Source organism: Brevundimonas sp. GW456-12-10-14-LB3 (assembly GCF_059424365.1).
The window spans coordinates 39,190-64,021 of sequence record NZ_JBWKZJ010000013.1; the positions used below are offsets into that span (position 1 = coordinate 39,190).

Genomic DNA, 24,832 nt, shown 5'->3' on the forward strand with positions numbered 1-24,832 from the left:
GACCCTTAGTTGGACGAAGGATTCGCGGAGCGTCCTGATCGCGCCAGGGCCGGAAAGTCTGTGAAGACGGCGTCCACCCCTGCCTCGGAGAAGGCGGCGGCGTAGCCGGCCATGTCGCCGTGGTCCGCAAAGCCTTCGCCCCGGCGCCGCTCGGCGGGCAGGAAGGCGTTCTCGGCCCTCAGGGTCCAGATCACCACCTTCAACCCTGCGGCGTGGGCGTCGGCGACCAGGGCGCTCGGTCCGGTCGTCCGCCCGTCCGCGTCTCTCGGCAGGACCAGGGTCATGTCCGGCGCCGCCCAATCGGCATAGGCGGCCATGGCCTTCAGCCCTTCCGGCGTGATCATCTGGGCATAGGTCAGGTCCGGCCGATCCACGGGCCCGCCCTCGGACGCGATCAACTGGGCCAGGGGCGCGTCGATCCGCCTCGACAGCCGCTCCAGCGGCCCGACCTCGAAACACTGGATGATGATCGGGGCGTCGGCGCCGGTCAGGTCCAGTCGTCTCAGCTCGGCCACAAAGGCGTCCTCCATCGGCAGGCCGATGCCGGCGAAATAGGTCGGGTGTTTCAACTCGGGCGCCACCGCTATGGTCCGGCCCGTCCGGGCCGAGGCCTCGCGCGCAATGGCGACCACCTCGTCGAAGGTCAGGATCGGCTCGCGCCCGTCATAGGCGGCGCTGCCGGGCCGAAAGGCGGGCAGCCGTTCCTTGGCCCGCAGCGTCTTCAGCTCGGCCAGGGTGAAGTCCTCGGTGAACCAGCCGGTGGTCGAGACGCCGTCGATGGTCCGGGTGGTCTTGCGATCCGCGAACTCGGGCCGGTCGCCCACATCGGTCGTGCCGCTGATCTCGTTCTCGTGCCGGTCGATGAAGACCCCGTCCTTGGACAGCACCAGATCCGGCTCGATCACGTCCGCCCCCTGTTCGATCGCCAGCAGATAGGCCGCACGCGTATGCTCGGGCCGTTCGCCCGAGGCGCCGCGGTGGGCGATGATCAGCGGCTGGGCCATGGCCGGCGTTCCGACAAGGAGGGCGAGGGCGGTGACGATGGCGCGGATCATGCCCCCTGGATAGGGGCGCGGCGCGACAAGGATATGAATGTCTCCTCCCCGCGCAGTGGGGAGGGGGACCGCCCCCGGGTCTCGCCGAAGGCGAGCCCGAGGACAACCTACGCCGGTGGAGGGGTTCTTGACGCCCCACCGGCCGCTGGTGATGCGGCAAGAGCCCCTTCGTCACGGCGCTGGAGAAGCGCCGCGCCACTTCCCCGCAAGCGGGGAAGAGACAGAAGCGAGCCTCAGGACGCCTGCAACACCTTGCGCAGTTGCGGATGCAGTTCGGTGTTCGACGCCAGGATCGACACGCCCGTCTTGGGATCGCCGTCGTTCTCGATGGTCGTGACCCGGCCCCCGGCCTCGGTGACGAACAGTATGCCGGCCGCCACGTCCCAGGGCTTCAGATTGCGCTCATAGTAGGCGTCATATCGGCCGGCGGCGACCCAGGCGAAATCCAGGGCGGCAGAGCCCAGGCGGCGGATGCCGGCGACGCGCTGGCCCACGGCGTGGATGTCCTTGATGGCCTGGGCGTGACCCGACTTGCCGATGAAGGGCAGGCCGGTGGCGATCAGGCTTTCCGACAGGTCACGACGCCCGGAGACTCGGATTCGCTGGTCGTTCAGATAGCAGCCCTTGCCCTTTTCGGCCCAGAACAGCTCGTTCATGACGGGGTTGTAGGTGACGCCGGCGACGATCTCGCTGGACCCGTCCGGCGCGCGTCGCTCCAGCCCCACCGTTATGGCGAAATGGGGCAGGGCGTGCATGAAGTTGGTCGTGCCGTCGATCGGATCGACGATCCAGGTGTGGGACTTGTCGGTTCCCTCGACCAGGCCGCGTTCCTCGCCCAGGAAGCCATAGCCGGGCCGGGCCTTGGTCAGCAGTTCGAACAGGGTCTCTTCCGCCTTCAGGTCGGCGGCGGTGACGAAGTCGCCCGGCCCCTTGCGCGACACCTGCAACTGCGACACCTCGCCGAAGTCGCGAAGCATCGGACGGGCGGTCTTGCGGACCGCGTCGGTCATGACCTGAAGCAGGGCGGAGGCGAGGGCCATTGTGAAATCTCCTGGTCCGCATGTCCTCTAAAGCCGCTCAGGGCCGGAGATGCGGAGAAGTTCAAGGGGGACGTGGAAGGCGTGGGGAAGTGCTAGTGAATAGTGCTGGTGAGCAGAAGGTGAGCGGAAGCCGTGCGGAGCGCCTTGGCCCGCCGGCCCCTCTGCTCACTAGCACTCTTCGCCAGCACCTGTCGGAGTTCAGTCCGCGCGGCGGACGTATTCGCCGCTGGTCGTGTCGACGACGATCTTCTCGCCGGCCGACATATAGGGCGGGATCATGATCCGCACGCCGTTCGAGGCGATGGCGGGCTTGTAGGAGGACGAGGCCGTCTGACCCTTCACGGTCGGCTCGGTCTCGGCGACTTCCAGCACGACCTGATCGGGCAGTTCCAGGCCGATCGGACGCTCTTCGTGCATCTCGATGACGACCTTCATGCCCTCTTGCAGATAGGGAATGCGCTCGTCGCCGACCCAGTCCTTCTGCAGCTCGATCTGCTCATAGGTGGCGTCATCCATGAAGACCAGGCTGTCGCCGTTGTCGAACAGATAGGAGAAGTCCTTCTGCTCCAGGGTCACGCGCTCGACCTTGTCTTCCGAGCGGAAGCGTTCGTTCAGCTTGTTGCCGGTCTCGAGGTTCTTGGCTTCGACGTTGGCGAAGGCGCCGCCCTTGCCGGGCTTGACGTGGCTGGCCTTGGTGACGACCCACAGGCCGCCGTTGTGTTGCAGGACCATGCCGGGCTTGATGGCGTTGCCGTTGATCTTCATGGGGTCACATCGGGAATGGGGTTGCGCCCGCGCGCCCAGGTTGGAGCGTGGCGAATAGGGCGCGATCCCTAGAGGAAGCCCCCGAGAAGGGCAAGGCGGACCTAGTGTAGGGTCCGCTCGTTCATCTGATCGGCTTTCCGATGAAGGAAGTTGCCCACCCGAACGCCGCCGCCTGTCGGGGCGGCCATCTTGCCGGCGCCCTCGTCCAGTTTGCGGGCCTCATGGGCGAAGGCCGCCGCGAGACCCGCTGACGACATGGCGGCGGCCACCTGTTTCCACATCGTGGAGGGGCGCAACCCCAGCCAGACCGCGTTGACCGTCTGGGCTGCGACCCAAAGCCCCATGGCGCGCGTCCTTTCGGGCCGATGCGGCGCGTTCCAGACCCGCACCGCCGACAGGGTCGTGGCCGAAAACACCGCCGGCAGGATCAGGCTGAAGGCGCCGCGCGGCTTCTCCGTAATGGGCAGATCGCCGTCGCGCACATGTTTCAGCTTTCGTTTGGGGGTGAATGCGCCTGACGCTATGCCCGTCGCCAGCAGGGCGAACCCCACCGTCAGCGCCACCCCTACGGCCACATGCGCCACGCTCCGCCCCTCGCTGTTCAACAGATCCACGGCCGCGTCGCGCACGTCGTCGATGGCGTCGTCGATATCCGTCATGGTCCGCTCCCGCTTGTCAGGAAAATCTAATGGGCGGACGGGGCGCCGGTTCCGTCAGACCTCGTCCGGTTCGACCGGTTCCGTCTCGCGCGGATCGAAATCATAGTCCAGCAGGTCGCCGGGGCGGCACTCCAGCACCGCGCACAGCCGCGCCAGAGTGCTGAACCTTATGCCCTTCACCTTGCCGGATCGAAACAGCGAGAACTGGGTCTCGCTGAGGCCCACCTGGGCGGCGACGTCGCGCGCCTTCAGGCCCTTGCGAACCATCAGATCATTCAGGGTGACGCGAACCGGCATTCAGATCATCTCGTCCATCTCGGCCTGTATTCGGCCGGCGTGGTCGATGACGCGCCCCAACAGGAACAGGGCGCCGCCGATCATGCCCAGAGTCATGCCGGCGATGTCGAAATAGGCGAAGCCGCCCTGGGTAAGACCCAACAGCCGCATCAGGTTGGTGACGCCAAAGACGCTGAGCACTCCGCCAAGGCCAAGCGCCAACCCCACGCGACGCAGGGCGGACGATAAGGTCGGCTGGATCAAACGCCCCTTCGCCAACTGCCCCATCGCCGACCCGATCGACCAGACGGCGAAAAGGTAGAATAGGGCGGGCAGGGCCCAAAGGACTTGTTCAACCAGCAGCCGGACCGGGCGATCTCCCTGCGCCAGGAAGAAGGCGACCGGCGCCAGGGCCAGCAAGCCGCCGACGCTGACGACCATGAAGATCGCAAGCGCGCGGAACTGCCGGCACATCAGCCGAAAGCGGGCGAGGTTGTCAGCGGTCATGGGCCTTGTTCCGAGTTGAAACCTGTCTTGTTTTTAATCTTGACTTAAAAATCCGAGGGCCGCAACTTTATCTAAGAGTTAAAGATTGGGTTGGGCATGGCGGCTATAGAGACTGAGGGACTGACCCGTCTTTTCGGGGATCGTCGGGCGGTGGACGGCGTGTCCATGACCGTGCCGGATCATTCGGTCTATGGCGTCCTGGGCCGCAACGGCGCTGGCAAGACCACGACGATGAAGATGCTGACCGGCCTGCTGCGGCCCTCATCGGGCGTGGCTCGGGTTTGCGGCGTCGATGTCGTCAAGGACCGCAGAGGCGCGGCCCGCAAGATCGGGGCCCTGCTGGAGGCGCACGGCTTCTATGGCCATCTTTCGGGACGAGAGAATCTGGACCTGACCCGGCGACTTCTGGGTCTGGCGACGACTGAGGTCGATCGGGTGCTGGACGTCGTCGATATGACGCGCGACGGCGGACGGCGCGTCGGCGACTACTCCCTAGGCATGCGCCAGAGGCTCGGCATCGCCCGCGCCCTGCTGGGTTCCCCGCCGGTGCTCATGCTGGACGAACCGACGAACGGGTTGGACCCCGACGGCATCGCCGACATGCGTCATTTCCTGCGGGAACTGCCGATCCGCGCGGGGGCGACGGTCCTGCTGTCCAGCCACCTGCTCGGCGAGATCGAACAGACCGCCACCCATGTCGGCGTGATCCATCAGGGTCGGCTGGTGGTCGAGGGCGAACTGGCCCGGCTTAAGGCCGAACTGGCGCCAGAGATCGGGCTGCGTGTCGATGATCCGACACGCGCCCGCGCCGTCTTGCGTTCGCGAGACCTGACCCTGAGCGACGACGCCGATGGGCTGGTGGCGCAGCTGCGTCCCGGCGACGATCATGACCAGGTCTGCGCGGCTTTGAACCGCGATCTGGTTGCGGCCGGCGTAGCCGTCTTCTCTATCGGCTCGCGCGCGCCCTCGCTCGAGGGCGTCTATCGCGCCGCCTCCGCCGTCTCCCGAAGACCCGTCTCGGAGCCCGTCTGATGTTGACCGTTCTGTCTGTAGAAGTCCGGAAGCTGAACCGTTCTTTGGCTCTGGTGCTTGCGGCGACAGCGCCCGCCCTGATCGCCGTCTTCGTCTTCTCGATGCTGCTTCGGTCCAAGACGCCGTCGGAGTGGGACATGTGGATCGGCAGCGGCATGGCGATCTGGGCCTATTTCATGATGCCCCTGTGCGTCGCGGCCCTGACCGCTCTGGTCGCGCACATGGAGCACGGCCCGCGAAGCTGGGATCATTTGCGCGCCCTGCCTGTTCCCCGCTGGACCCTTTACGCGGCAAAGGCGGTCTGCGTGATCGCTCTCGTGCTGATCATGAGCGCGGCGGTGCTGGGCGCGACCATAGGGGCGGTGGCGCTGGGCGGCCTGATCAAGCCGGAGGCCGCGGCTATGGGCGCGCTCGATTTGACGGGCTACGCCTGGTCGATGGCGCGGATGGCGGCGGCCGCCCTGCTGATGATCGCCATACAGTTTTGGACCGCCATCCGTTTCGCCAGCTTTGTGCCGGGCTTGGCCTTGGGCATAGGGGGAACCTTCTTCGCCGTCGTGGCCACATCCGCCAGGCAAGGGGTGTTCATGCCGTGGCAGATGCCCGTCAACATCCTGGCGACCGAGGCCTGGCGGGTGCAGACCGCATTGACGCTGGGCGGTGGTCTGGGCCTTGTCGTGCTCGCGGCGGCGGTGCTGCACCTGGCCCGCCGCGAGGGACGCTAAGGAGCCTCAGCCGCCCGTCGCGGCGCTGTCGGTGACGATCTCCTTCATGGCCGACTGCAGATAGTTCTGCGCGCCCATCAGTTCGATCAGCTTATGCTGGTTTTCGAGGAAGTCGATGTGCTCCTCGGTGTCGGACAAAATCTTCATCAGCAGGTCACGGCTGACGTAGTCGCGGGCCTCTTCGCACTGGGTCACGGCCGCGGCGGTGGCGACACGACTATCCAGCTCCAGCTGCAGGTCGGCGCCCAGGCATTCGATCGGATCCTCGCCGACCTTAAGCTTGTGCAGATCCTGCAGATTCGGCAGGCCGTCCAGGAAGAGGATGCGTTTGATCAGCATGTCGGCGTGCTTCATCTCGCCGATCGATTCCTCGTAGATCACGTGGCCGAGGTGGGCCAAGCCCCAGCTCTCGAACATGCGCGCGTGAAGGAAATACTGATTGACCGCCGTCAGTTCGTTAGTCAGCACAGCGTTCAGTGTGCGGAGGATTGCGGGATCGCCCTTCATGGCCCTGTCCTTGCTCTGGAGACGACCTCTGCGCCGTCTGCCAGGCCATGCCGTACCACAGTAAAAGCCAGTTTGTTTATTTGCGAGTTTTTATCACTACATTGATAGTGCGAGTGATTTTCGCCCGCGAAGGATTCGGCGACTATTCGGCGGCGAGGGCGAAGGCTTCGCGGTTGTCCTGGATCATTTGTCGCATCTCACAGACGCATTTGGCGCACTGGGCCTGACACTGGTGGCGCTCGAAAATGTCGCGCGGACGGCTGGCGCCGGCCTCGATGGCTTGAGCGACGTCTCTTTGACGCAGACCGTTGCAGTTGCAGACGTACACGAGGATCCATGCGGTCGAGGCTGATAATGGTTCGCTATAGCATCCGTTAAGGCGATTGCAAGTCGTTCGCACGCATTGCGCCGTTTGATACCGTTGACGAATGGTCGCAGGAGAGGGAAGCAGCGCCATGGCCAAGTCCCCCACCGTTCCCGCCCGTCCGCCCTGCCGCCTCTATCTGATCACCCCTCCGGTGATTCCGGATCTGGACGCCTTTGCGAACCTGCTGGGTCAGGCGTTGGACGCCGGCGACGTGGCGGCGCTGCAAATCCGGCTCAAGCCGGCCGACGACGCCGCGGTCCGGGCGGCCGTCGCCGCGCTGGCGCCCGTCGCGCGTCGCCGCGGCGTGGCCGTTCTGCTGAACGACCGCCCGGATTTGGCCAAGGAGACCGGATGCGATGGCGTGCACATCGGCCAGCAGGACGCCTCTCTGGTCGAGGCTCGGCGCATCATGGGGCCCGACGCCATGATCGGCGTCACTTGTCACGACGACCGTGAACTGGCCTGGGACGCCGCAGAGGGCGGAGCCGACTATGTCGCCTTCGGCGCCTTCTATCCGACCGACACCAAGACCACGACGCACCGGCCGGAGTTGGAGCTTCTGACCGTCTGGCAGGAAACGGTCGAGGCGCCCTGCGTCGCCATCGGCGGGATCACGGTGGACACGGCCCGGGACCTCGCCCGCGCGGGGGCCGATTTCATCGCCGTCAGCAGCGGCGTCTGGTCCTATGCCCAGGGGCCGGCGGCGGCGGTCAAGGCTTTCAACGAAAGGTTGAAGTTCTGAACCGCGCCCTGCTTCAGGGTATTTTAGCATGATCGGCGTCTAATCTTCGGCGGATCCATTCGCCGAGACCCTTTACATGACGATGAGCCGCGCGCTCGACATCGCAACCGCAGCCCCTGCGTCGGCAGCCGGCGTAGGCCGCAGCAAGGCGGGCAGTGATTTGTTCGCCCACCCCGTCGTGCCCGTCTTGACCGGCGTGGCGGTGGCCTTGCTGGTCGCCGTGGCGGTCAATTTTGCGCGCAGCTCCGGCCTGGTGGTCGGCCTGTGGGCCGCCAGCGGCGTGGCGGTTGCGGTCTGGCTGAGGACCGGCAGCGGACGCCGTCACGACATGGTCTTCGCCCTGGTTCTGACCGTCAGCCTCATGATCGGCGAGTTGATCTCGGGAAACAGTCCGGCGCTGTCGTTGCTCTTCACTGCCGGCAATCTGATCGAGATCGGGGCGGCTGTGTTTCTGGTGCGTCGAGTTTTGCCGAGCCTGCACATTCTCAGTCTGGGCAGCACCGTCCGCTTTCTGCTCTGCGCCCTGATCGCCCCTGTCCCCGCAGGCCTGGCGGTGGCCTTTGCCCTGCCGCATCTGGGTCAGGAGGCGTCGCTGGAGAGTTTCAAGACCTGGTGGTTCGGCCATGCCCTGGGCATAGCGGTGATCGGGGCTCTGGGACTTTCATTGACCCGTTCCACTCTGACCCGCCTGAACCGCTCTCAGACGCGATTTGAGGCGGCGGGCCTGATAACCGCCATTCTGGCCTTCTACTACATCGGCTTCACCGGACAGATGTCCATGGGCTTCATCATGACGCCGCTGCTGCTGGCGGTGGCGGTGCGTCTGGGTGTGGCGGGCTCGGCCTTCAGCCTTCTGATCGTCTCGATCCTGGCGGTGGGCAGCGCCATGGCCGGCGCCGGCCCCTATGTCGCCGGAATGGCGCGCGCCGAACAGGTGCTGATAGCGCAGCTGCTGGTTCTCATCGGCTATATGCCGACCCTTCTGGTGGCCGCCCTTCTGGAAGAACGAGATCGGCTGGCCGAGCGAGCGCGTCTGGGACAGGTCCGGGCCGAAATGACCTCCGAAGCCAAGTCTCGCCTGCTGGCCAATGTCGCGCACGAGATCAAAAGCCCAGTGGCGGGCGTCATCGGCATCGGCCAACTCTGGTCAAGCGGGCAACTGGGGCCGGTGACGCCGAAACAGGCGGAGATGGCGGACATGCTGGTAAAGACGGCCCGCCAGGTCGAGGCCCTGGCGCACGATCTGCTGGACGTGGCGCGCGCCGAATCCGGCTCGGTCAAGGTCGAACTGCGCCCGACCGACGTGGTGGGCGTGCTCGATGACGTCCGCCGCAGTGCGGTGCTGTTGCCCGAGGCCCAGGGCGTGGAGATCACCGTCGTCTGCGAGGACGGCCACGCGGTGGCCGTGGCGGACTCCCAACGACTGGTTCAGGTCGTGACCAACCTGGCGGTCAATGCGCTCAAATACGGCGGTGCGGGCGGCGGCGTGATCCTGCGAGCGATCCAGCAGGAGGATTGCGTTCGCATCGAGGTGTCCGACTTCGGCCCCGGCCTGTCCGAGGAGAAGCAGGCGCAGCTGTTTGAGCCCTTCAACCGTCTGGGGCTGGAACGATCCAGCGTGGAAGGCCACGGCGTCGGCCTGGCCCTGGCCAAGCGGCTGGTTGAGCTTCAAGGCGGCGCCATAGGCGTGGTGTCGGCGCCGGGCGAGGGCGCGACCTTCTGGATCGAGCTGCCGCGCGCCTGACGGGGCCTTGCGGTTCAGCCTGCGGCGCGTAAAGGTCGCGCCATGTTCGCTCTCGCTCTCGCCGCCACGCTTCTGTCCGGTCAAGAAGCGTCGTCCGCACCGCGCTCGCCGTCGGATCTGACGCGGGATTTGAACAGCGGTCCGCCCTTCAAACCGACGACCGCATCTCAACCCCAGCCGCCGGCGACCTCTTCTCAAACCGGGGCGGCGCCGATTCAGTCGGGGGCGTCGTCTGTGACGCGCGACCTCAACAGCCTGTCGGCGGGGCGTGCGCCGGCCGCCGCGCCCGCGCCCGCGACGCCCTCCGCAACGTCCGCTGCGATCGGGGCCGAGCCCTCGGCTGCGGCGCCGACCTCTCCGGCGGTGCGACCGGCGATCACGCCGCCACCACGGCCGACGCCCGCGACGACGCCCGCCGTCACGTCGCCGGCCGCGCCGACCTCTTCGGCGACCAGCGCTGCGCCGTCGGCGAACCCTGTCGGCTTGTCAGGCCTGGACGCCGCCGCTATCGCCGCCTTGCCCTTCACCCTTGAGCTGCCGCAGAGCCTGATCCTGACCCGCGCCCCGGCGGGCGCCGACGCCGCCGTCTATTCGGTTCGGGCCGCCGGGGGGCTTCCCCTCGTCATGATCTATGTGGGTCCGGCGTCGCAATTCCCCATTTACGACGGCGAGGTGGTGCGGGCCGGAGGGCGCGCCTCGGTCGTGGTCAGCGAAGGCGGGCGACGTCAGGCGCTGGAGCACCTGTTCCAGCGGCCGTCCGCGCCCCAGGAAATCCATATCTGGGTGGCGAGTGTGGACGACGCCGCCCGCGACTTGGCCGAGAGGATTGCGCAGTCGGTGGACGCCCGCTGACGTCCTGGGGTCAGTTTTCCGACCAGACCGCCATCTCCGTCCCGGCAGGATCGGCGAAGTGGAAGCGACGACCGCCCGGAAAGGCGTAGATTGGCTTCAGGATCACGCCGCCGGCCGTCTCGACCTTGGCCTGCATGGCCTCCAGGTCGTCCGCGTAAAGAACGGGTAGAGGCGTCCTGGTTCGTTCCGCCTCGTCGGCGTCGAAACCGCCGTCCAGCCCCTGATCGAAGGCAGCGTAGGTCGGGCCGTAATCGACAAAGGTCCAGCCGAAGGCCTGACTGTAGAATCCCTTGGTCCTGGGCAGGTCTGCAGCGGGCAGTTCGAGGTAGTCCAGCTTTCCGTCTTCACGCACGGTTGATCTCCTGTAGTGCGGCGCCACCGACGAACCCGTCTTGCACACCGCTCAGATGTGCGCAAACCTGCAAACGGTTCGCAATTGCAGGATTCGGCGATGATCGTGATGACGACGGGTCTAACCGGCCTGATGGCGCTCATGCGGCAGGACGAGAAGCCGAAGGACAGAGCGAACGGCGACGCCTGTCAGCCGTCCAGCCTGCGGCCGAGTACGATCACCTCCTGCCGCTCCAGGCCCAGTCGCTGATAAAAGCCCATAGCCGCTTCGTTATCGCTGCGGACCATGAGCTGAAGTTTGGGGGAGCCTCTAACCATCAGCCAGTCTTGCGCCGCCGCCATCAGGCTGCGCCCCAAGCCGGTGCGGCGACGCCCAGGGTCGACCGCCAGATAATAGACCCAGCCGCGATGGCCGTCGAAGCCCACCATGATGGTCCCGCCTATCCCGGCGTCGTCCGCCGCGACCAGAACGGCGGAGGTCGCGCCGCCCTTCGCCAGATTCAGGTCCGCAACCGGGTCGTTCCATGGGCGCGTCAGGCCGCAGGCTGTCCAAAGTGCGATGACAGCCTCGTCTTCCCCATCGCGGATGGGGCGGATGTCCATTACCCGACCTGGGCGCGGTGCCGCAGGTAGGCGTCGGCCAGCACGCAGGCGGCCATAGCCTCCACCACCGGCACGGCGCGCAGGGCGACGCAAGGATCGTGGCGGCCCTTGGTGCGCAGATCCGTCTCTTCGCCGTCGCGTGTGATGGTCTGGCGTGGCGTCAGGATCGAGGAGGTGGGTTTGAACGCCACCCGCGCCGTGACCGGCTGTCCTGTGGAGATGCCGCCCAGCACTCCGCCCGCATGGTTCGACAGGAAGACCGGCTGCTTGTTCAGGTCCAGCCTCATCTGGTCGGCGTTGTCCTCGCCCGACAACTCCGCCGCTCCGAAGCCGGCGCCGATCTCCACGCCCTTGGCGGCGTTGATGGACATCAGGGCGGCGGCCAGTTCGGAATCCAGCTTGCCGTAGAGCGGCGCGCCCCAGCCGGCAGGCACGCCCGTCACCTCCAGGGCGACGACGGCGCCGATCGACGAGCCGGCCTTGCGGACCTCGTCCAGATAGGCCTCCCATTCCGCTACGACCGCGCTGGAGGCGGCGAACAGCGGGTTGCCGTGCACGGCGTCGAAATCAATGGCTTCCGGTGCGATCCGGTGTGGGCCGATCTGCACCACGCCGGCGCGGATCTTGACGCCGTCGCCCAGCACCTTGCGCGCCACAGCTCCCGCCGCCACGCGGCTGGCCGTCTCGCGCGCCGACGAGCGCCCGCCGCCCCGCGGATCGCGAACGCCGTACTTGGTCTGATAGGTGAAGTCGGCATGGCCGGGACGATAGGCGCGGGCGATCTCGCCATAATCTTTGGACCTCTGGTCCTCGTTTTTGATCAGGATCGAGATGGGCGTGCCGGTGGTCACCGGGCCCTCGCCGTCATCGAACACGCCGGACAGAATCTGCGCGGTGTCGCTTTCGCGTCTTTGGGTCACGAAGCGCGAACCGCCGGGCTTTCTCTGGTCAAGCCAGGGCTGAAGATCGGCCTCGGTCAGAGGGATCAGCGGCGGGCAGCCGTCCACGACGCAGCCGATGGCCGGGCCGTGGCTTTCGCCCCAGGTGGTCACGCGGAACAGATGGCCGAAGGTGTTGTGCGACATAGGGCGACGCTTAGAGCATGACGGCGCCCGGCGAAACCGTCACGCCGGGTTCGCGAAGTGCTTTGCGCCCTCAGGCCGCCAGCCGTTCCGGCGTCCAGGCTCGGGTGAACTGCGCCAGCAGGTCTTCGGCCGGGGACCGCGTTTCGGACGACGGGGTCAAGGTCACGAACAGATGGCCCGGAGGGCGGGATCCGCGCGCCGGCAGTCCCAGGTTTTTCAGCCGAATGCGGACCGGCGCCGCACGGTCGGGCGTGATCCAGGCGGAGCGTGTCCCGGCGTGGGTGTCGATCTCGACCCGGCCGCCTTCCTGCAACAGGCGCTGAGGCGTCGGCCAACTCATGAACAGATCGTCGCCCAGGACCGACAGGCCATCCTGGGGGCGGATCAGCACCGCCAGGAGAAGGTCCGCCCCGTCGGCCGCCCCGCCGCGCAGTCGCAACGTCTCTCCGGTTCGAAGGCCCGGCGGCGCCGCGACCCGGATCGTGCGTGCACCCAGCCGCAAATCAATCTTGGCGCCCGCGACCGCCTGCAAGGGGCTGAGGCTGAGCACAGGCGGGGCGGCGGGCCGGTCCGGCGTCCCCGGCGCGACGTCGCCCGGCCTGTAGGCCTGGACCAGGCGATAGGCGGCGATGACTCTGCGAAACCGATCGGCGTCTCCGCCAGGCTGGTCGGGCCGCGCCGCCTTCACCGCCGCGCGGAAGGCCGCCTTCAGCGATTCAGCGTCGGCGGCGTCCTGAAGCCCCAAGGTGGAAAGGGCGTCACGAACCGCATCGGCGTCTGATCGGGAATGAGAAGGGCTCATTTCGCTACCGTTCGCGCCTTAGGGTCAACGCCGGGTTAACCAGCTTGATCTGGACGGCGGGGAGGGGGGATTTGATCCCGATCATTTTCATCGGCTCCTTCACAGTCTAAATCCTGCGCATGACCGCACCAGTGATCCCGCCCAGTCCGTCGCGAGAGGAATACGCTCGCGACTACGCCGCCGCCCTGGCCGCCAACGGCGACGAAAGCCTGTTCGACCGCACCGAACCGATCGGTCCCTTCATCGAGTGGCTCGCTGAGGCGCGCGCGCATGAGGTCAATGATTCCAACGCCATGACCCTGTCCACCGTGGACGCCGACGGCATGCCGGACGCGCGGATCGTGTTGTTGAAGGACGTCGATGCGCGCGGCTTCACCTTCTATTCGAACCGCGAAAGCGCCAAGGGCGTCGAACTGGCGGCGCGGCCGGTCGCCGCCTTGACCTTTCACTGGAAGTCGCTGCGCCGTCAGGTGCGGGTGCGAGGCTCAGTCGAACCGGTGACGCCTCAGGAGGCCGACGACTATTTCGCCAGCCGGGCCCGCGAGAGCCGCATCGGCGCCTGGGCCTCGGACCAGTCGCGCCCGCTGGACGATCGCCAGAGCCTGGAAGCGGCCGTCGCGCGCGAGACTGCGCGTTTCCAGGACCTGGAGGTGCCGCGTCCTGAGCGGTGGAGCGGCTGGCGGGTGACGCCTCATGTCGTCGAGTTCTGGCGCGACCGGCCGTTCCGCCTGCATGACCGGCTGCAGTTCACCCGCGACGGCGACGCCTGGCTGCGACAGCGCCTTTGGCCCTAGGTCGTCCTGCGGGACTGAATCGTTTCGCACAGGGATATTTGCACGGGCGCGCGCGTTAAGGTCGCTTCGTCACGGCCAAGGTTCTCTATGCGTCTGCTGTCGCTGCTGTTCGCGTCCCTCGTTCTGGCGGCCTGCGCCGTTCATCCGGGCAAGGTTTATCCCATCAGGTTCGCGCCGGACGCTCGCCCGGTTCTCGCCGCCACCGAGGCCGGGACGGTTCGGGGCGTAGAGGGCGCGGGCGCGCGGGCGTTTCTGGGCGTGCCCTTCGCGCGCCCGCCCGTCGGCGAACTGCGCTGGCGGGCGCCTCAGCCCGTTGAAGGCTGGAGCGGGGTGCGCGACGCCACCCGCATAGGGTCCGACTGCACCCAGGCTATAGGGCGCAAGGCGATATTGGGCGGCGGGGGCGGTCTGGTGGTCGGGTCAGAGGATTGCCTCTACCTCAACATCTACGCCCCGGCCGGCGAACCGCAGCGGCGCCGGCCTGTCATGGTCTATATACCGGGCGGCGCCTTCACCGTGGGCTCGGGCGCCAACTACGATCCGTCGCGGCTGGCGGCGGATCAGGACCGGGTGGTCGTCACTTTGAACTACCGGCTGGGGGCCCTCGGCTGGCTGGCGCATCCTCAGTTCCAGGCTGAGGGTGAGGGGTTCGGCGGCAACTTCGGCCTGATGGATCAGTTGGCGGCGCTGAAATGGGTGAACCGCAACGTCGCCGCCTTCGGCGGAGACCCGGCCAATGTCACCCTGTTCACGGAAAGCGCCGGCGCCTGGGCCGCCTGTTATCTGATGACCTCGCCCCAGGCCGAGGGTCTCTATCAGAGGATGATCCTGCAAAGCGGCGGCTGTCTGGAGCCCTCGTCTCTGGTCAGCGCTGAAGAGGCCGCCGCTTCCGGCCCGCTCTTCGCCCGGCGTTTGGGCTGCACCGGCGCCGATCAGATCGCCTGCCTGAAGGCCTTGCCCGCCTGGCGTCTGTCGCGGGCGCCGTCAGTTCGGGCGGGCATCAACGGCCCAGGGTCGTGGGGACCGGTGCACACCGATGCGACCGTGCCTGAAAACCCCGCCCTGGCTATCGACCAAGGGCGGTTCACCCGCGTGCCCGTCATCGTCGGGACCAATCTGGACGAGGGGCGTCTGTTCGCCAATGAGGTCAAGGACATGGACCGCTACCAGAAGGAGACGCTGTGGATGTACGGCGATGTCGGTCCCCGCGTGCTGGACCGCTATCCGGTCGGCCCGGATGGCCCGGCCTATGCCATCGCCGCCAACTTCACCGACCAGAGGTTCGCCTGTCCGTCCCAGGCCCTGCGGCGTCAGCTGTCGCGCTATACGCCGGTCTGGGGATATGAGTTCGCGGATCGCGACGCCCCATTCGTCCTGCCCGACGGGATCGTGGGCCTGGACCTGGGCGCTTATCACGCCAGCGAACTGGCCTATGTCTTCGGGACCAGTTGGATCTTCGCCGACGTCGACCGGTTCACGCCAGAGCAGAAGGCGTTGTCGCTCCGCATGCAGGGCCTGTGGGCCGGATTCGGACAGCAGGATTTCGGCGCTGAATGGCCCCGTGTGGCGGGCGCGGGGCCGGTTCGGGTGTTTACGGCCCAGGGCGATCGACTGGATGACGCCTTCTTCGCTCGTCACAACTGCGACTTCTGGGACGGGACGCCCTTCGGCGCCGTCCACTAGGTCCAGCACCTAGACGAAGCGGACAGTCACGCCTGGCTTGACCTTGTCGGCCAGGGTCCAGGCGTCCCAATTGGTCAGGCGAACGCAGCCGTGCGACGCGGTCTTGCCGACCAGATGTGGATCCGGCGTGCCGTGGATGCCGTAGCTGGGCTTGTTCAGATCGATCCAGACCACGCCCACAGGATTGTTGGGCCCGGGGGCCACGACCACCTTGCGATCCACATCGCCATAGCTGAGCTTTGACGGGTCGTAGACATAGTCGGGATTGCGGGCGACGCCGTTGACCTTGACCGTGCCCGTCGGGGTGGGATTGTCCCGACTGCCGATCGTCGCCGGGAAATAGGCGAGCAGCGTCCCGTCCGCGCCATAGGCCCGCACCGCGCCTTGGGCCTTGTCCACCTCAATTCTTTCGACATCCGCAGCCAAGGGCGTCGTATTGATCGCGGGAACCAGCAACTTCTGGCCTGGGCGGTTGAAGTCTGCCGCAGGATTCAGGGCCCTCAGCAGGTCCTCGGTCACATGAAAGCGCTCGGCCAGCGCTTCGACGATATTGGCGTAGCCCATAGACGGCGCCCGGCCCTGGGCCTCCAGCTCGGTCGGGACTATGCCGAGATAGGAAGCCGAAACGTCCTGTTGGGTTATCTCATAGGTAGAGGTCACGGCGCCCTGGCTGGCGGCGCGCAACCGCCCCATGACCTCGGCGTCGAGGCGGCCGTTGACGGGCAGACCCTGGACCTTCTGAAAGGCGGAGACGGCCTGACGCATGTTGGACCCTTCCAAACCGTCGATGGCGCCTGGCGAGAAGCGGGCGCGTTGCAACAGCACTTGGGCGCGGATCAGGGCGGGGTCCGGTTGCGGTCGAGCCGCAGGGCTCGCACCTTCACCCTCGGTCGACGGCGGGGAATAGGCGGTGTTCTCGATGGCGTCGCGCGACAGACGGCCCTGCGCCCCGACTTGGGCGGTCTGCTCTGCGGGGGCGGCGGGCGGCCGGTCGTCGTTGGGATCGCAGGCGGCGACAGCCAGGCCCGCGACGGTCAGGGCGGCGACGGTTGGCGCCAGGACAATGAAACGAGGGGGCATGAATAATCCTGGAAGGTCGGGGGACGATGGCTGCGGGGTCAGTTCGCTTCCCCTGTCGCCGGGTCCGTCGCCGTCTTTCCTGAATTGCTGGAGCCTTCGGCGCCCTTTGGCTCCGTCGCCGGGCGCGGCGGCTCGCCGTCGGAGTCCGGGCGCAGGTTTTCATTCTCGACTTTGCGGTCATTGGGGCGGGTGTCGGTCATCGGCTTCATTTCCAAGGAGACGCGGGGCGTCCGAGACGGAGCCAACGCATCCGGAGCGCCACGGCTCCCTCCTCATGCGTCAACAGACGTTCACCATGCCGGTGAACCCTAACGAAACAGGAGATTGGTTAGGAGGCGTGATGGAACGGACCTCGCCTGTCGAGGTCGCACGAGGGCGTCATGGCGGAAACGCTGCAGGTCGAGATCATGAAGGCGGAGGCGATGGATCCCGCCGCGGTCGACCTGTGGCGGCGGTGGACCTTAACCAACCCCGCCCTGGCCAGCCCCTATTTCCGGTGGGAATTCACTGAGATCGCCGCCCGCGTCTGCCCGGGCGCCGCCGTCGCCGTGTTTCGGCGGGGCGAGCGGATTGTGGGTTTCTTTCCCCACCAGAGGCGCGGCGGCGCGGTGCAGCCGCTGGGCGCCCCGATGAACGACTACCACGGCGTCATCGCCGCCGAGGACGAGATGCTCAGTCTGGAGGCGGTCGCCGGCGTGCTGAACCCGCGAAGGCTTAATGTGCCGAGCTGGGTGGGGCCCGCCCAAGCGGGGCAGGCGCGAGGAACGGTCCAGGTCGCCATGTCGGAGCCCGGTTACGAGGCCTGGTACGCCGAGCGGCGATCGACCTACGGCAAGTATTTCAAGGACAAGGAGCGCGCCCGTCGCAGTCTCGAGGCCGAGCTTGGGCCGATCCGCGTCGAAGCGGGACTGCGCGACCCAGTTCTCCTGGACCGTCTGATCGCCCTGAAGGCGGCCCAGTACCGTCGATCCGGTCTGCACGACATCTTCGCCTGCGGATGGACACGCGACCTGCTGCACGCCCTGATGCTGGCGCGGCACGAAGACTTCGGCGCCTCGATGGCCGTCATGCACGCCGGCGACAGCCTGGTGGCGCTGGAGTTTTCGCTCCACGCCGGCCGTCATTACCACTTCTGGTTCCCGGCCTATGAGCCGCGGCTGGCGCGGTGTTCGCCCGGCATTCTGTTGAGCATGGACACAATGCGGTTGGCGGCGGCGGACGGCTTCCGCGTCTTCGACTTCGGTTTCGAAGGCGAGGGGTACAAGAAGTATTTCGTCAATGCGCGCCAGACGGTGCGGGAGGCGGTGGTGATCCGGCCCGGCCTGGGCCGGAGCCTAGGCGAGGCGGCCGTGGCCGCCCTGGGCGGAGCCGGAGGACGGGGGCAGGCCCTGCGCAACTCTCTGCGTCGCCGCTGGTCCACCATCGAGGCCTGCGAAGCCTCCTCCCTTGGCCAGTTGCGCGGCGCCGCCTTCGCCCTTCGGTCCGCCGTGAGCAAGGCGGCGGCCAAGCGCAAAGGCCCGACCCGCGTGGCCCACGTCTAAGCGAAGCCGAGGAAAGCCGATGAACGAACGACGCACCCGCTATCCCGGTCCGATCTCAGAGGCGGCGGACCACCCGCACACCCTGGTCGATCAGGGGTTCGCCGAGGATGCGGTCCTGGCGACGGTGCTGGATCGCTATCCCGCCGAACTGTTCGACATCAACCTGTATGACTATGACGAGGCGGGGCAGGTCAGTCTGCGGACCGGCGCGCGAGGGCGGCTGTCCGGCGAGGCCCTGCTGGAGGCCATCAAACAGGGCCGGCTGTGGGTCAATTTGCGGAGCGTGGAGACCGGCTGGCCAGAGCTTTGGGCCGCCGCCATGGACGAATTTCGCAAGATCCAGGCGACCTACCCCGGTCTTAGAGCCGTTCGGAACGCCGGTCAGCTGATCCTGTCGTCGCCCAAGGCGCGGGTGCCCTATCATTTCGACGCGGCAGGGGTGGTCCTGTTCCACATGCGGGGGCGCAAGCGGATCTACGTCTATCCCGGCGACGAGCGGCGATTGCCGGAACGGAACATGGAACAGGTGGTCGCCCGCCAGACGACCGAGGAACTGCCCTATGACCTGGCCTTCGAGCGAGAGGCGCAGATCATCGATCTGGAGCCGGGCCGGGCGCTGACCTGGCCTCTGTATGCGCCGCACAGGGTGGAGAATCTGGATCGGTTCTGCGTCAGCCTGTCGATGGACTTCCAGACCTGGCCGTCGCGTTTCCGAAACGGAGCCCTGTTCACCAACGCCGTCCTTCGCAGCCGCGGCGGACGCCCGCGTTGCACCGACGCCATGGGGATGCCCGAGCTGGCGGCCCGCTGGGCGGCCTCTCTGGCCCTGAAGCGCGCCAGACTGTTGAAGAGCCGGATCGCCCATTTCGAACGCGACTTCGAACCCCAGATCGGCGCCGCCGACGGAGCGGGAGAAATCCGGCCCTGAGAGCATGGGCTGGGTTAATTCGGGTTCATGACCTGAAGTTAAAATGACTTCGGCCCGCCGGACGATCACCCTTCTCCCATAGTCAGGGAAAGGGAGCTCTCATGAAGACCGTTCTGATCGCCGCCGCCGCATTGGCCGCCTGCGCCGCAGCCGCGCCGGCGTCGGCCGCCGAAGTCGAAATCCGCAACGCCGTCGCGCGCGTCGTCGTCATCGTCGAAGACCGCCAGGACGTCGCCGTGGAGGTGACGCAGGGACGCTCCCGGTTGCCCGCGCTCCAGGTGCGTCGTCAGGGACGGGACGTCCGCATCGACGGCGGCCTGCGTTCCAACCGGATGTGGAGCGGCGACGTCCGCAACTGCAACGCCGGACGTGCGGGCGCCGCCCAGCCGGGCGAAGGCGCCAGTGTTGAGGTGCGCAACCTGGGCCGCGTCCGTCTGGAAGAGGCGCCGCTGATCGTGTTGCGCACCCCGCGTGATGTGGACGTCAGCGCGGAGGGCGCCGTCTTCGGGGCCGTAGGGCGCGGCGCGCACGACGTGAGATTAGAGAACGCCGGTTGTGGATTGTGGAATATAGCAAACATCTCCGGAGCGTTATTGCTAAAATCTCTTGGCACAGGCGCGCTGCGTGCAGGTATTTCACAATCGGCGACGGTGGCGTTGTCTGGAAGTTCAGATATAAGTGTCGGATCGAACAGGCGATTTACTGGGGCAGTCAGTGGATCTGGTAGTATCCATGTTTCTGAAGTGATTGGAAATGTAAATGCCGTAATAGGTGGTTCTGGAAATATTACGATAAGGTCGGGCACCGTAGATAATCTTGTCGCTATGATCGGCGGAAGCGGCAATATAACCGTGCATGCTACAGTACTGAATGCTGATGCTGCGATTTCTGGCTCGGGAGACGTCCGCATTAGATGTCTATCAGGTGCTCGTACTCAGGCCGTTCGAGGATCTGGTCGATTAATTATTGGAAATCAAGAAAACGAGGAAATTGGGCGCTGCAACTAAGGGTGATGGCAATTTCTCGCCAACGTTGGTAACGTAACGGTACCAACATGTGGAGGGTTCTATGGCTGGATACAAAAAATTGCTTTCCTCTGGCGTTTTTGCGCTGAGTCTTCTTTTAATTCCAAGCCAAACTTTGGCGGGATCGCTTGCGTGTGAGAACATGTGTGAGCAAATTTTAGAGCAAAGAGTCGATGAGTGTAACGGGGCTTATGATGTGGGCGGTTATGAGTGGGATCAATGCTTAGGCTTGGCAATGGGGGCACATAGAAACTGTGTTGGCTACGTCTGCGGATTCATCAGCTGGTAAAATAAAGCCCCGGCGGATCGGTCCGCCGGGGCTCTTTTTAGTCAGCAGGCCGTCAGGCTTAGAAGGCGCCCAGGACGCTGGTGATGGCGGAAACGCCCAGGCCGGCGCCGGCGCGGTCACGCGCTTGCAGGCCGCCGCCGAAGCTGTAGCGCAGACCCAGCGACCAGGTGTCGACGTCCAGCGAGTCGATGTCGGCGCGGGTGTAGGAAGCGCCGACCGAGAACGGGGTGTTCTCGATTTCGTACTCGGCGCCAACGCCGTAGGTCCAGGCATCCACGTCGCCGCCGGTCACATCGACGTTGTTGTAGCTGACGCCGGCGTTCAGGCGCAGGTTCGGCATCACGTAGAAGGCGGCGTCGCCGCCGACGGTCCAGATGTCGGCGTCTGCGTCATCAGCCGTGGTGTAGGCCGCCAGGCCGGTCAGGGTCGCGTTGGACAGGTACTTCTGGGCCTCGGCGCCGACGGTCCAGACCGGCTCATCGCCCGAGCCGATGCCGTTGGCGGCGACGAAGGCGCCGGCGCGGACGTCGGAGCTCCACATCTTGGTCAGGTGGGCGGCGGCGACGCCGGTGACGTCTTCTTCACCGAAGGCCTTGGTGTAGTCGACGGCGCCGTTCAGGGTCACGGTCCAGTCAGCGGCCGGCAGGGCGACCGTGCCGTCCACGGTCCAGACGTCGGCGTCGACATCGTTGCCGGCGACTTCGATCGAGGGGTTGGAATAGGTCACGCCGACCGAGCCGACGGCGTCTTGGGCGAAGGCCGGGGCGGCGAACAGGGCGGCGGCGGCCGTGGCGAGGAGGATCGTCTTCATTTTCTTTTGTCCTTAGCAGTCTCGACCCGGATGGGGGTCCGGGGAGGGCGGCTGCTATCAGGCGCGGACGAAGCTGAGCATTAAATCGTCGTTACGTAAGTGTCTTGAAACTGTCGTGTTGCCCATCCGCCACGCCTTGTGGTCGCAATGTGTCAGGGGTGGGCGCATCTGGAGGCAAAGGGTTAAGCTGTGGCAATCGCATAATCGTATAAGCATATCCTTATATGTATTGACGGCCTGCTGATTGTGAGGCCATCCTCAGCCGTCGTGGTCTGCACGTGGTCTTCGGAACACGTGCAGCTAAGAGGGAAGCCGGTGGGAAACCGGCGCTGCCCCCGCAACTGTAAGCGGCGAGTCGAAGGTCCATCTCGTGTCACTGGCGTTCACGCCGGGAAGGCCGGACCCTAGGCGTCGACCCGTGAGCCAGGAGACCTGCCCCGACAGATAACGTCCTCCGGCGGGGTGTCCGGTCAGGCCGCATGCGCGCCGCCGGACCCTGCACGTCCGCGTCGGCGTCCGCGCGACCCTGTCCGAAGCCTGGCCACAACACAGGTTTCGAACGTCATGACCCGCCACACCGTCCAGGTCGCCACCCTCGGCTTTCCCCGCATCGGCCCCAAGAGAGAACTGAAGACCGCGCTTGAGGCCTATTGGGCCGGCAAGACCGACGCCGAGACCCTTCTGTCCGCCGCCGCCCAGCTGCGTGGCCTGACCTGGGCGCGCCAGCGTGACCTGGGGGCCGACGTCGTGCCGTCCAACGACTTCTCTCTCTATGACCATGTGCTCGACCTGACCGCCATGGTCGGCGCCGTGCCGCCCGCCTACGGCTGGCGCGGGGATCGTGTCGATCTGGCGACCTACTTCGCCATGGCCCGCGGTTCACGGGGCGACGGCCAGGCGTGCGCACACGGTCACGCCCATGCGAGCGGCGAGGGGACGCCGGCCATGGAGATGACCAAATGGTTCGACACCAACTACCATTATCTCGCGCCTGAATTTACCGCCGACCAGGTGTTCCGTCTCGGCTCGACCAAGGCGCTGGACGAATATCTGGAGGCCAAGGCGCTGGGGATCGAGACCCGGCCGGTGCTGCTGGGGCCTGTCTCTTATCTTCTTCTGGGTAAGACGCGGGGCGAGCCGTTTGACGTTCTCACCCTGCTGCCGCGCCTGCTGCCGATCTATGCCGAGGTGCTGCGGTCCCTGGCCCGCGCCGGCGCCACCTGGGTCCAGATGGACGAGCCTTGCCTGGTCACCGATCTGAGCGATGAGGCCAGGGCGGCTTATGATCACGCCTATCGGGTGCTGACCGATGTGACGCCGCCGATCAAGCTGATGCTGACCACCTATTTCGGCGGGCTCGGGAATAATCTGGAGGCCGTGCTGCGCCTGCCGGTTCACGGACTGCACATCGACCTGATCCGAGCGCCGGAGCAGTTGGCCCAGGTCGCGTCTGCGTCGCGCGCCGACCAGGTGCTTTCGCTCGGCGTCATCGACGGCCGCAACGTCTGGAAGGCCGACCTCAACGCCGTGCTGGACAAGGTGGAGCCCCTGGTCGCGGCCGGGCGCAGGGTGGTGATCGCCCCGTCCTGCTCTTTGCTGCACACCCCGATCGATCTGGAGCGGGAGACCGGGCTCGACCCCGAGATCAAGGACTGGCTGGCCTTCGCCGTGCAGAAGGTGGCCGAGTTGGCCACCCTGGCGCGGGCGTTGAATGAAGGCCGCGCGGCGGTGAGGGCGGCGCTCGACGCCTCGACCGCCTCGGTCGCCTCACGTCGCACTTCGCCGCGCATCAACGACCCGAAGGTCCAGGCGCGAGCCGCCGATGCCGACCCCGCCCTGGCGCTCAGAAACTCCTGCTTTGAAATTCGTCGCCAGGTTCAGCGGGGGCGTCTGAATCTGCCCGCCTATCCGACCACCACCATAGGCTCCTTTCCTCAGACGGCCGAGATCCGAAAGGCGCGCGCTGATCACGGGCGAGGCGTCATCGACGATGCGGCCTACGCCCGCCTGCTGCGCGACGAGACCGCGCGAGCGATCAAATGGCAGGAGGCGCTCGGCCTGGATGTCCTGGTCCACGGCGAGTTCGAGCGCAACGACATGGTCCAGTACTTCGGCGAGCACTTGTCCGGCTTCGTCTTCACGAAGGCCGCCTGGGTGCAGTCCTACGGTTCGCGCTGCGTGCGCCCGCCCATCCTCTATGGCGACGTCGCGCGGCCCAGGCCGATGACGGTCGAATGGTGGCGCTATGCACAGGGTCTGACCGACAGACCGGTGAAAGGCATGCTGACGGGCCCCGTCACGATTCTGAACTGGTCCTTCGTGCGCGACGACCAGCCGCGCAGCACGACCTGCCGCCAGATCGCCTTCGCCATTCGCGATGAGGTGATCGACCTGGAGGCCGCCGGCGCCGCCGTCATCCAGATCGACGAGGCCGCCCTGCGCGAGGGCCTGCCCCTGCGGCGCGCCGACTGGGACGACTACCTGGAATGGGCGGTCGAAAGCTTCCGCATCACGGCCTCGGGGGTGCGAGACGAAACCCAGATCCACACCCATATGTGCTATTCGGAGTTCAACGACATCATTCAGGCGATCGGAGCCATGGACGCCGACGTCATCTCCATCGAGACCTCGCGGTCCAGGATGGAGCTGCTCGACGCCTTCTCCGACTACCGCTATCCGGCCGAGATCGGGCCGGGCGTCTATGACATCCACTCGCCGCGCGTCCCCACGGTCGAGGCGATGACCGCCCTCCTGAAGGCGGCGGCGCGCAAGCTGCCGCAGGACCGGCTTTGGGTGAATCCGGATTGCGGGTTGAAGACGCGGGCTTGGCCCGAGACTGAGGCGGCGCTCGCCAATATGGTGACGGCGGCGCGGCTCATGAGGGCGGGGGAGACGGCGGCGGCCTGATCATTTGCGGCCAGCGGAGGCGGTGTTCGACCGTCCTCCGACCGGCGCGGAAAATCCTATCGCCGCTCTTGGTTCCGCGCTTGACGAAATCGGAATCGCTAGGCATAAGCCGCCACTCTTGTTGGACCGGCTGTGCATCCCCGGATGCAGACGCGGTTCGCAGGAACGACCTGAGACCCTGTTCTTTGCAGTGACCCAGGACTTTAACGGCCTTCGCAGGCGACTGCGTGGGCCGATCGTTTTTGCGGATTTGCGTACCCTGAGGGCCTAGCGCCCGAAGGCCTTCGGTCTTTGAAATGGTTCACAGGGACGCGGTCCTCCGACCGCATTGGAAGTAAGCACCGATATGGATCAAAGCATCCGCATCAGGCTCAAGGCCTTTGATCACCGCGTCCTCGATTTTTCGACGCGCGAGATCGTCAACACCGCCAAGCGCACCGGCGCCACTGTCCGTGGTCCTATTCCGCTGCCGACCCTGATCGAAAAGTTCACCGTGAACCGCTCTCCGCACGTCGATAAGAAGTCGCGTGAGCAGTTTGAAATCCGCACGCACAAGCGCGTGCTCGACATCGTCGACCCCACCCCGCAGACCGTGGACGCGCTCATGAAGCTCGACCTGTCCGCCGGCGTGGACGTCGAGATCAAGATTTAAGTAGAAAGAG

Annotated in this window: 28 protein-coding genes and 1 riboswitch; of the genes, 12 read left to right on the forward strand and 16 right to left on the reverse strand. The window is 66.2% G+C overall.

Translation table 11 applies throughout. The features are described 5' to 3' along the window. Positions 1 to 5: 5 nt before the first annotated feature. The 6 genes from AC07XS_RS07560 to AC07XS_RS07585 form a co-directional block, all read right to left on the reverse strand. Positions 6 to 1,055: a glycerophosphodiester phosphodiesterase gene (locus AC07XS_RS07560; RefSeq protein ID WP_182713932.1), complete on the reverse strand. Its 1,050-nt coding sequence runs from the start codon at positions 1,053 to 1,055 to the stop codon at positions 6 to 8. 233 nt (positions 1,056 to 1,288) lie between these two features. Next, positions 1,289 to 2,095, reverse strand: a complete 807-nt coding sequence (locus AC07XS_RS07565) for an inositol monophosphatase family protein (protein ID WP_152949925.1) — start codon at positions 2,093 to 2,095, stop codon at positions 1,289 to 1,291. 198 nt (positions 2,096 to 2,293) lie between these two features. Continuing rightward, positions 2,294 to 2,860: an elongation factor P gene (efp, locus tag AC07XS_RS07570; protein WP_054765432.1), complete on the reverse strand. Its 567-nt coding sequence runs from the start codon at positions 2,858 to 2,860 to the stop codon at positions 2,294 to 2,296. A 101-nt stretch (positions 2,861 to 2,961) separates the two neighbouring features. Continuing rightward, the gene (locus tag AC07XS_RS07575; RefSeq protein WP_182713933.1) at positions 2,962 to 3,519 is read right to left on the reverse strand and encodes a tryptophan-rich sensory protein; all 558 of its coding nucleotides are present in this window, start codon (positions 3,517 to 3,519) and stop codon (positions 2,962 to 2,964) included. A gap of 54 nt (positions 3,520 to 3,573) precedes the next feature. Then, positions 3,574 to 3,816 (reverse strand): helix-turn-helix domain-containing protein, encoded by a 243-nt coding sequence (locus AC07XS_RS07580; RefSeq protein ID WP_054765434.1) that lies wholly within the window; start codon positions 3,814 to 3,816, stop codon positions 3,574 to 3,576. Then, entirely contained in the window at positions 3,817 to 4,302 is a 486-nt protein-coding gene (locus AC07XS_RS07585) for a hypothetical protein (RefSeq protein WP_054765435.1), read from the reverse strand. A gap of 96 nt (positions 4,303 to 4,398) precedes the next feature. On the opposite strand from AC07XS_RS07585, the gene AC07XS_RS07590 reads away from it, so the two are divergent. Together AC07XS_RS07590 and AC07XS_RS07595 are read left to right on the forward strand one after the other, a co-directional pair. After that, positions 4,399 to 5,334, forward strand: a complete 936-nt coding sequence (locus tag AC07XS_RS07590; protein ID WP_182713934.1) for an ABC transporter ATP-binding protein — start codon at positions 4,399 to 4,401, stop codon at positions 5,332 to 5,334. Beyond that, positions 5,334 to 6,059 (forward strand): ABC transporter permease, encoded by a 726-nt coding sequence (locus AC07XS_RS07595; protein WP_152949929.1) that lies wholly within the window; start codon positions 5,334 to 5,336, stop codon positions 6,057 to 6,059. The genes AC07XS_RS07590 and AC07XS_RS07595 overlap by 1 nt, the downstream gene beginning before the upstream one ends. A gap of 6 nt (positions 6,060 to 6,065) precedes the next feature. Here AC07XS_RS07595 and bfr read toward each other — a convergent pair whose 3' ends face one another. Continuing rightward, positions 6,066 to 6,566 carry a bacterioferritin gene (gene bfr / locus AC07XS_RS07600; RefSeq protein WP_054765438.1) on the reverse strand — a complete coding sequence of 167 codons (501 nt, stop codon included), beginning with the start codon at positions 6,564 to 6,566 and terminating at the stop codon, positions 6,066 to 6,068. A gap of 142 nt (positions 6,567 to 6,708) precedes the next feature. Further along, a complete protein-coding gene (locus tag AC07XS_RS07605; protein WP_182713935.1) occupies positions 6,709 to 6,894 on the reverse strand; it encodes a (2Fe-2S)-binding protein in 186 nt (61 codons plus the stop codon). Positions 6,895 to 7,021: 127 nt separating this feature from the next. On the opposite strand from AC07XS_RS07605, the gene thiE reads away from it, so the two are divergent. Then, positions 7,022 to 7,675, forward strand: coding sequence for a thiamine phosphate synthase (gene thiE, locus AC07XS_RS07610; protein ID WP_182713936.1), 654 nt, complete (start codon positions 7,022 to 7,024; stop codon positions 7,673 to 7,675). A 160-nt stretch (positions 7,676 to 7,835) separates the two neighbouring features. Further along, positions 7,836 to 9,419 (forward strand): sensor histidine kinase, encoded by a 1,584-nt coding sequence (locus tag AC07XS_RS07615; RefSeq protein ID WP_321207997.1) that lies wholly within the window; start codon positions 7,836 to 7,838, stop codon positions 9,417 to 9,419. Between the two features lie 215 nt (positions 9,420 to 9,634). On the opposite strand, the gene AC07XS_RS07620 is transcribed toward AC07XS_RS07615, so the two are convergent. Then, positions 9,635 to 9,946, reverse strand: coding sequence for a hypothetical protein (locus AC07XS_RS07620; protein ID WP_152949935.1), 312 nt, complete (start codon positions 9,944 to 9,946; stop codon positions 9,635 to 9,637). On the opposite strand from AC07XS_RS07620, the gene AC07XS_RS07625 reads away from it, so the two are divergent. After that, positions 9,936 to 10,271 (forward strand): hypothetical protein, encoded by a 336-nt coding sequence (locus AC07XS_RS07625; protein WP_152949937.1) that lies wholly within the window; start codon positions 9,936 to 9,938, stop codon positions 10,269 to 10,271. The genes AC07XS_RS07620 and AC07XS_RS07625 overlap by 11 nt on opposite strands. A 10-nt stretch (positions 10,272 to 10,281) precedes the next feature. On the opposite strand, the gene AC07XS_RS07630 is transcribed toward AC07XS_RS07625, so the two are convergent. The 4 genes from AC07XS_RS07630 to AC07XS_RS07645 form a co-directional block, all read right to left on the reverse strand. Beyond that, entirely contained in the window at positions 10,282 to 10,623 is a 342-nt protein-coding gene (locus AC07XS_RS07630) for a VOC family protein (protein WP_054765444.1), read from the reverse strand. A gap of 188 nt (positions 10,624 to 10,811) precedes the next feature. Continuing rightward, positions 10,812 to 11,225, reverse strand: coding sequence for a GNAT family acetyltransferase (locus tag AC07XS_RS07635; RefSeq protein WP_182713938.1), 414 nt, complete (start codon positions 11,223 to 11,225; stop codon positions 10,812 to 10,814). After that, positions 11,225 to 12,310 carry a chorismate synthase gene (gene aroC / locus AC07XS_RS07640; protein ID WP_182713939.1) on the reverse strand — a complete coding sequence of 362 codons (1,086 nt, stop codon included), beginning with the start codon at positions 12,308 to 12,310 and terminating at the stop codon, positions 11,225 to 11,227. Before aroC ends, AC07XS_RS07635 begins: the two co-directional genes overlap by 1 nt. Before the next feature lie 70 nt (positions 12,311 to 12,380). Beyond that, positions 12,381 to 13,112, reverse strand: a complete 732-nt coding sequence (locus AC07XS_RS07645; protein ID WP_182713940.1) for a DnaJ C-terminal domain-containing protein — start codon at positions 13,110 to 13,112, stop codon at positions 12,381 to 12,383. Positions 13,113 to 13,231: 119 nt separating this feature from the next. Here AC07XS_RS07645 and pdxH point away from each other — a divergent pair, with 119 nt between their 5' ends. Both pdxH and AC07XS_RS07655 read left to right on the forward strand, forming a co-directional pair. Continuing rightward, entirely contained in the window at positions 13,232 to 13,906 is a 675-nt protein-coding gene (gene pdxH / locus AC07XS_RS07650) for a pyridoxamine 5'-phosphate oxidase (RefSeq protein ID WP_182713941.1), read from the forward strand. An 87-nt stretch (positions 13,907 to 13,993) separates the two neighbouring features. Continuing rightward, entirely contained in the window at positions 13,994 to 15,589 is a 1,596-nt protein-coding gene (locus AC07XS_RS07655; protein ID WP_182713942.1) for a carboxylesterase/lipase family protein, read from the forward strand. Positions 15,590 to 15,598: 9 nt separating this feature from the next. On the opposite strand, the gene AC07XS_RS07660 is transcribed toward AC07XS_RS07655, so the two are convergent. Together AC07XS_RS07660 and AC07XS_RS07665 are read right to left on the reverse strand one after the other, a co-directional pair. Continuing rightward, complete coding sequence (locus AC07XS_RS07660) at positions 15,599 to 16,669, reverse strand: L,D-transpeptidase family protein (RefSeq protein WP_182713943.1); 1,071 nt, start codon at positions 16,667 to 16,669, stop codon at positions 15,599 to 15,601. Between the two features lie 38 nt (positions 16,670 to 16,707). Continuing rightward, entirely contained in the window at positions 16,708 to 16,869 is a 162-nt protein-coding gene (locus AC07XS_RS07665) for a hypothetical protein (RefSeq protein WP_182713944.1), read from the reverse strand. A gap of 180 nt (positions 16,870 to 17,049) precedes the next feature. Between AC07XS_RS07665 and AC07XS_RS07670 the strand changes: the two genes are divergently transcribed. The 3 genes from AC07XS_RS07670 to AC07XS_RS07680 all read left to right on the forward strand — a co-directional run bounded on the left by AC07XS_RS07670 (position 17,050) and on the right by AC07XS_RS07680 (position 20,145). Next, positions 17,050 to 18,210, forward strand: a complete 1,161-nt coding sequence (locus AC07XS_RS07670; RefSeq protein ID WP_182713945.1) for a GNAT family N-acetyltransferase — start codon at positions 17,050 to 17,052, stop codon at positions 18,208 to 18,210. Positions 18,211 to 18,229: 19 nt separating this feature from the next. Continuing rightward, the gene (locus AC07XS_RS07675; protein ID WP_182713946.1) at positions 18,230 to 19,138 is read left to right on the forward strand and encodes a cupin domain-containing protein; all 909 of its coding nucleotides are present in this window, start codon (positions 18,230 to 18,232) and stop codon (positions 19,136 to 19,138) included. A 101-nt stretch (positions 19,139 to 19,239) separates the two neighbouring features. Continuing rightward, positions 19,240 to 20,145, forward strand: coding sequence for a GIN domain-containing protein (locus AC07XS_RS07680; RefSeq protein ID WP_182713947.1), 906 nt, complete (start codon positions 19,240 to 19,242; stop codon positions 20,143 to 20,145). 365 nt (positions 20,146 to 20,510) lie between these two features. On the opposite strand, the gene AC07XS_RS07685 is transcribed toward AC07XS_RS07680, so the two are convergent. Then, entirely contained in the window at positions 20,511 to 21,263 is a 753-nt protein-coding gene (locus tag AC07XS_RS07685) for a porin (protein ID WP_182713948.1), read from the reverse strand. A 252-nt stretch (positions 21,264 to 21,515) separates the two neighbouring features. After that, positions 21,516 to 21,717, forward strand: a riboswitch (cobalamin riboswitch). Between the two features lie 110 nt (positions 21,718 to 21,827). Between AC07XS_RS07685 and metE the strand changes: the two genes are divergently transcribed. Further along, complete coding sequence (gene metE, locus AC07XS_RS07690) at positions 21,828 to 24,170, forward strand: 5-methyltetrahydropteroyltriglutamate--homocysteine S-methyltransferase (RefSeq protein WP_182713949.1); 2,343 nt, start codon at positions 21,828 to 21,830, stop codon at positions 24,168 to 24,170. A 346-nt stretch (positions 24,171 to 24,516) separates the two neighbouring features. Then, positions 24,517 to 24,822, forward strand: coding sequence for a 30S ribosomal protein S10 (gene rpsJ, locus AC07XS_RS07695; RefSeq protein ID WP_003164367.1), 306 nt, complete (start codon positions 24,517 to 24,519; stop codon positions 24,820 to 24,822). Positions 24,823 to 24,832: the final 10 nt, after the last annotated feature.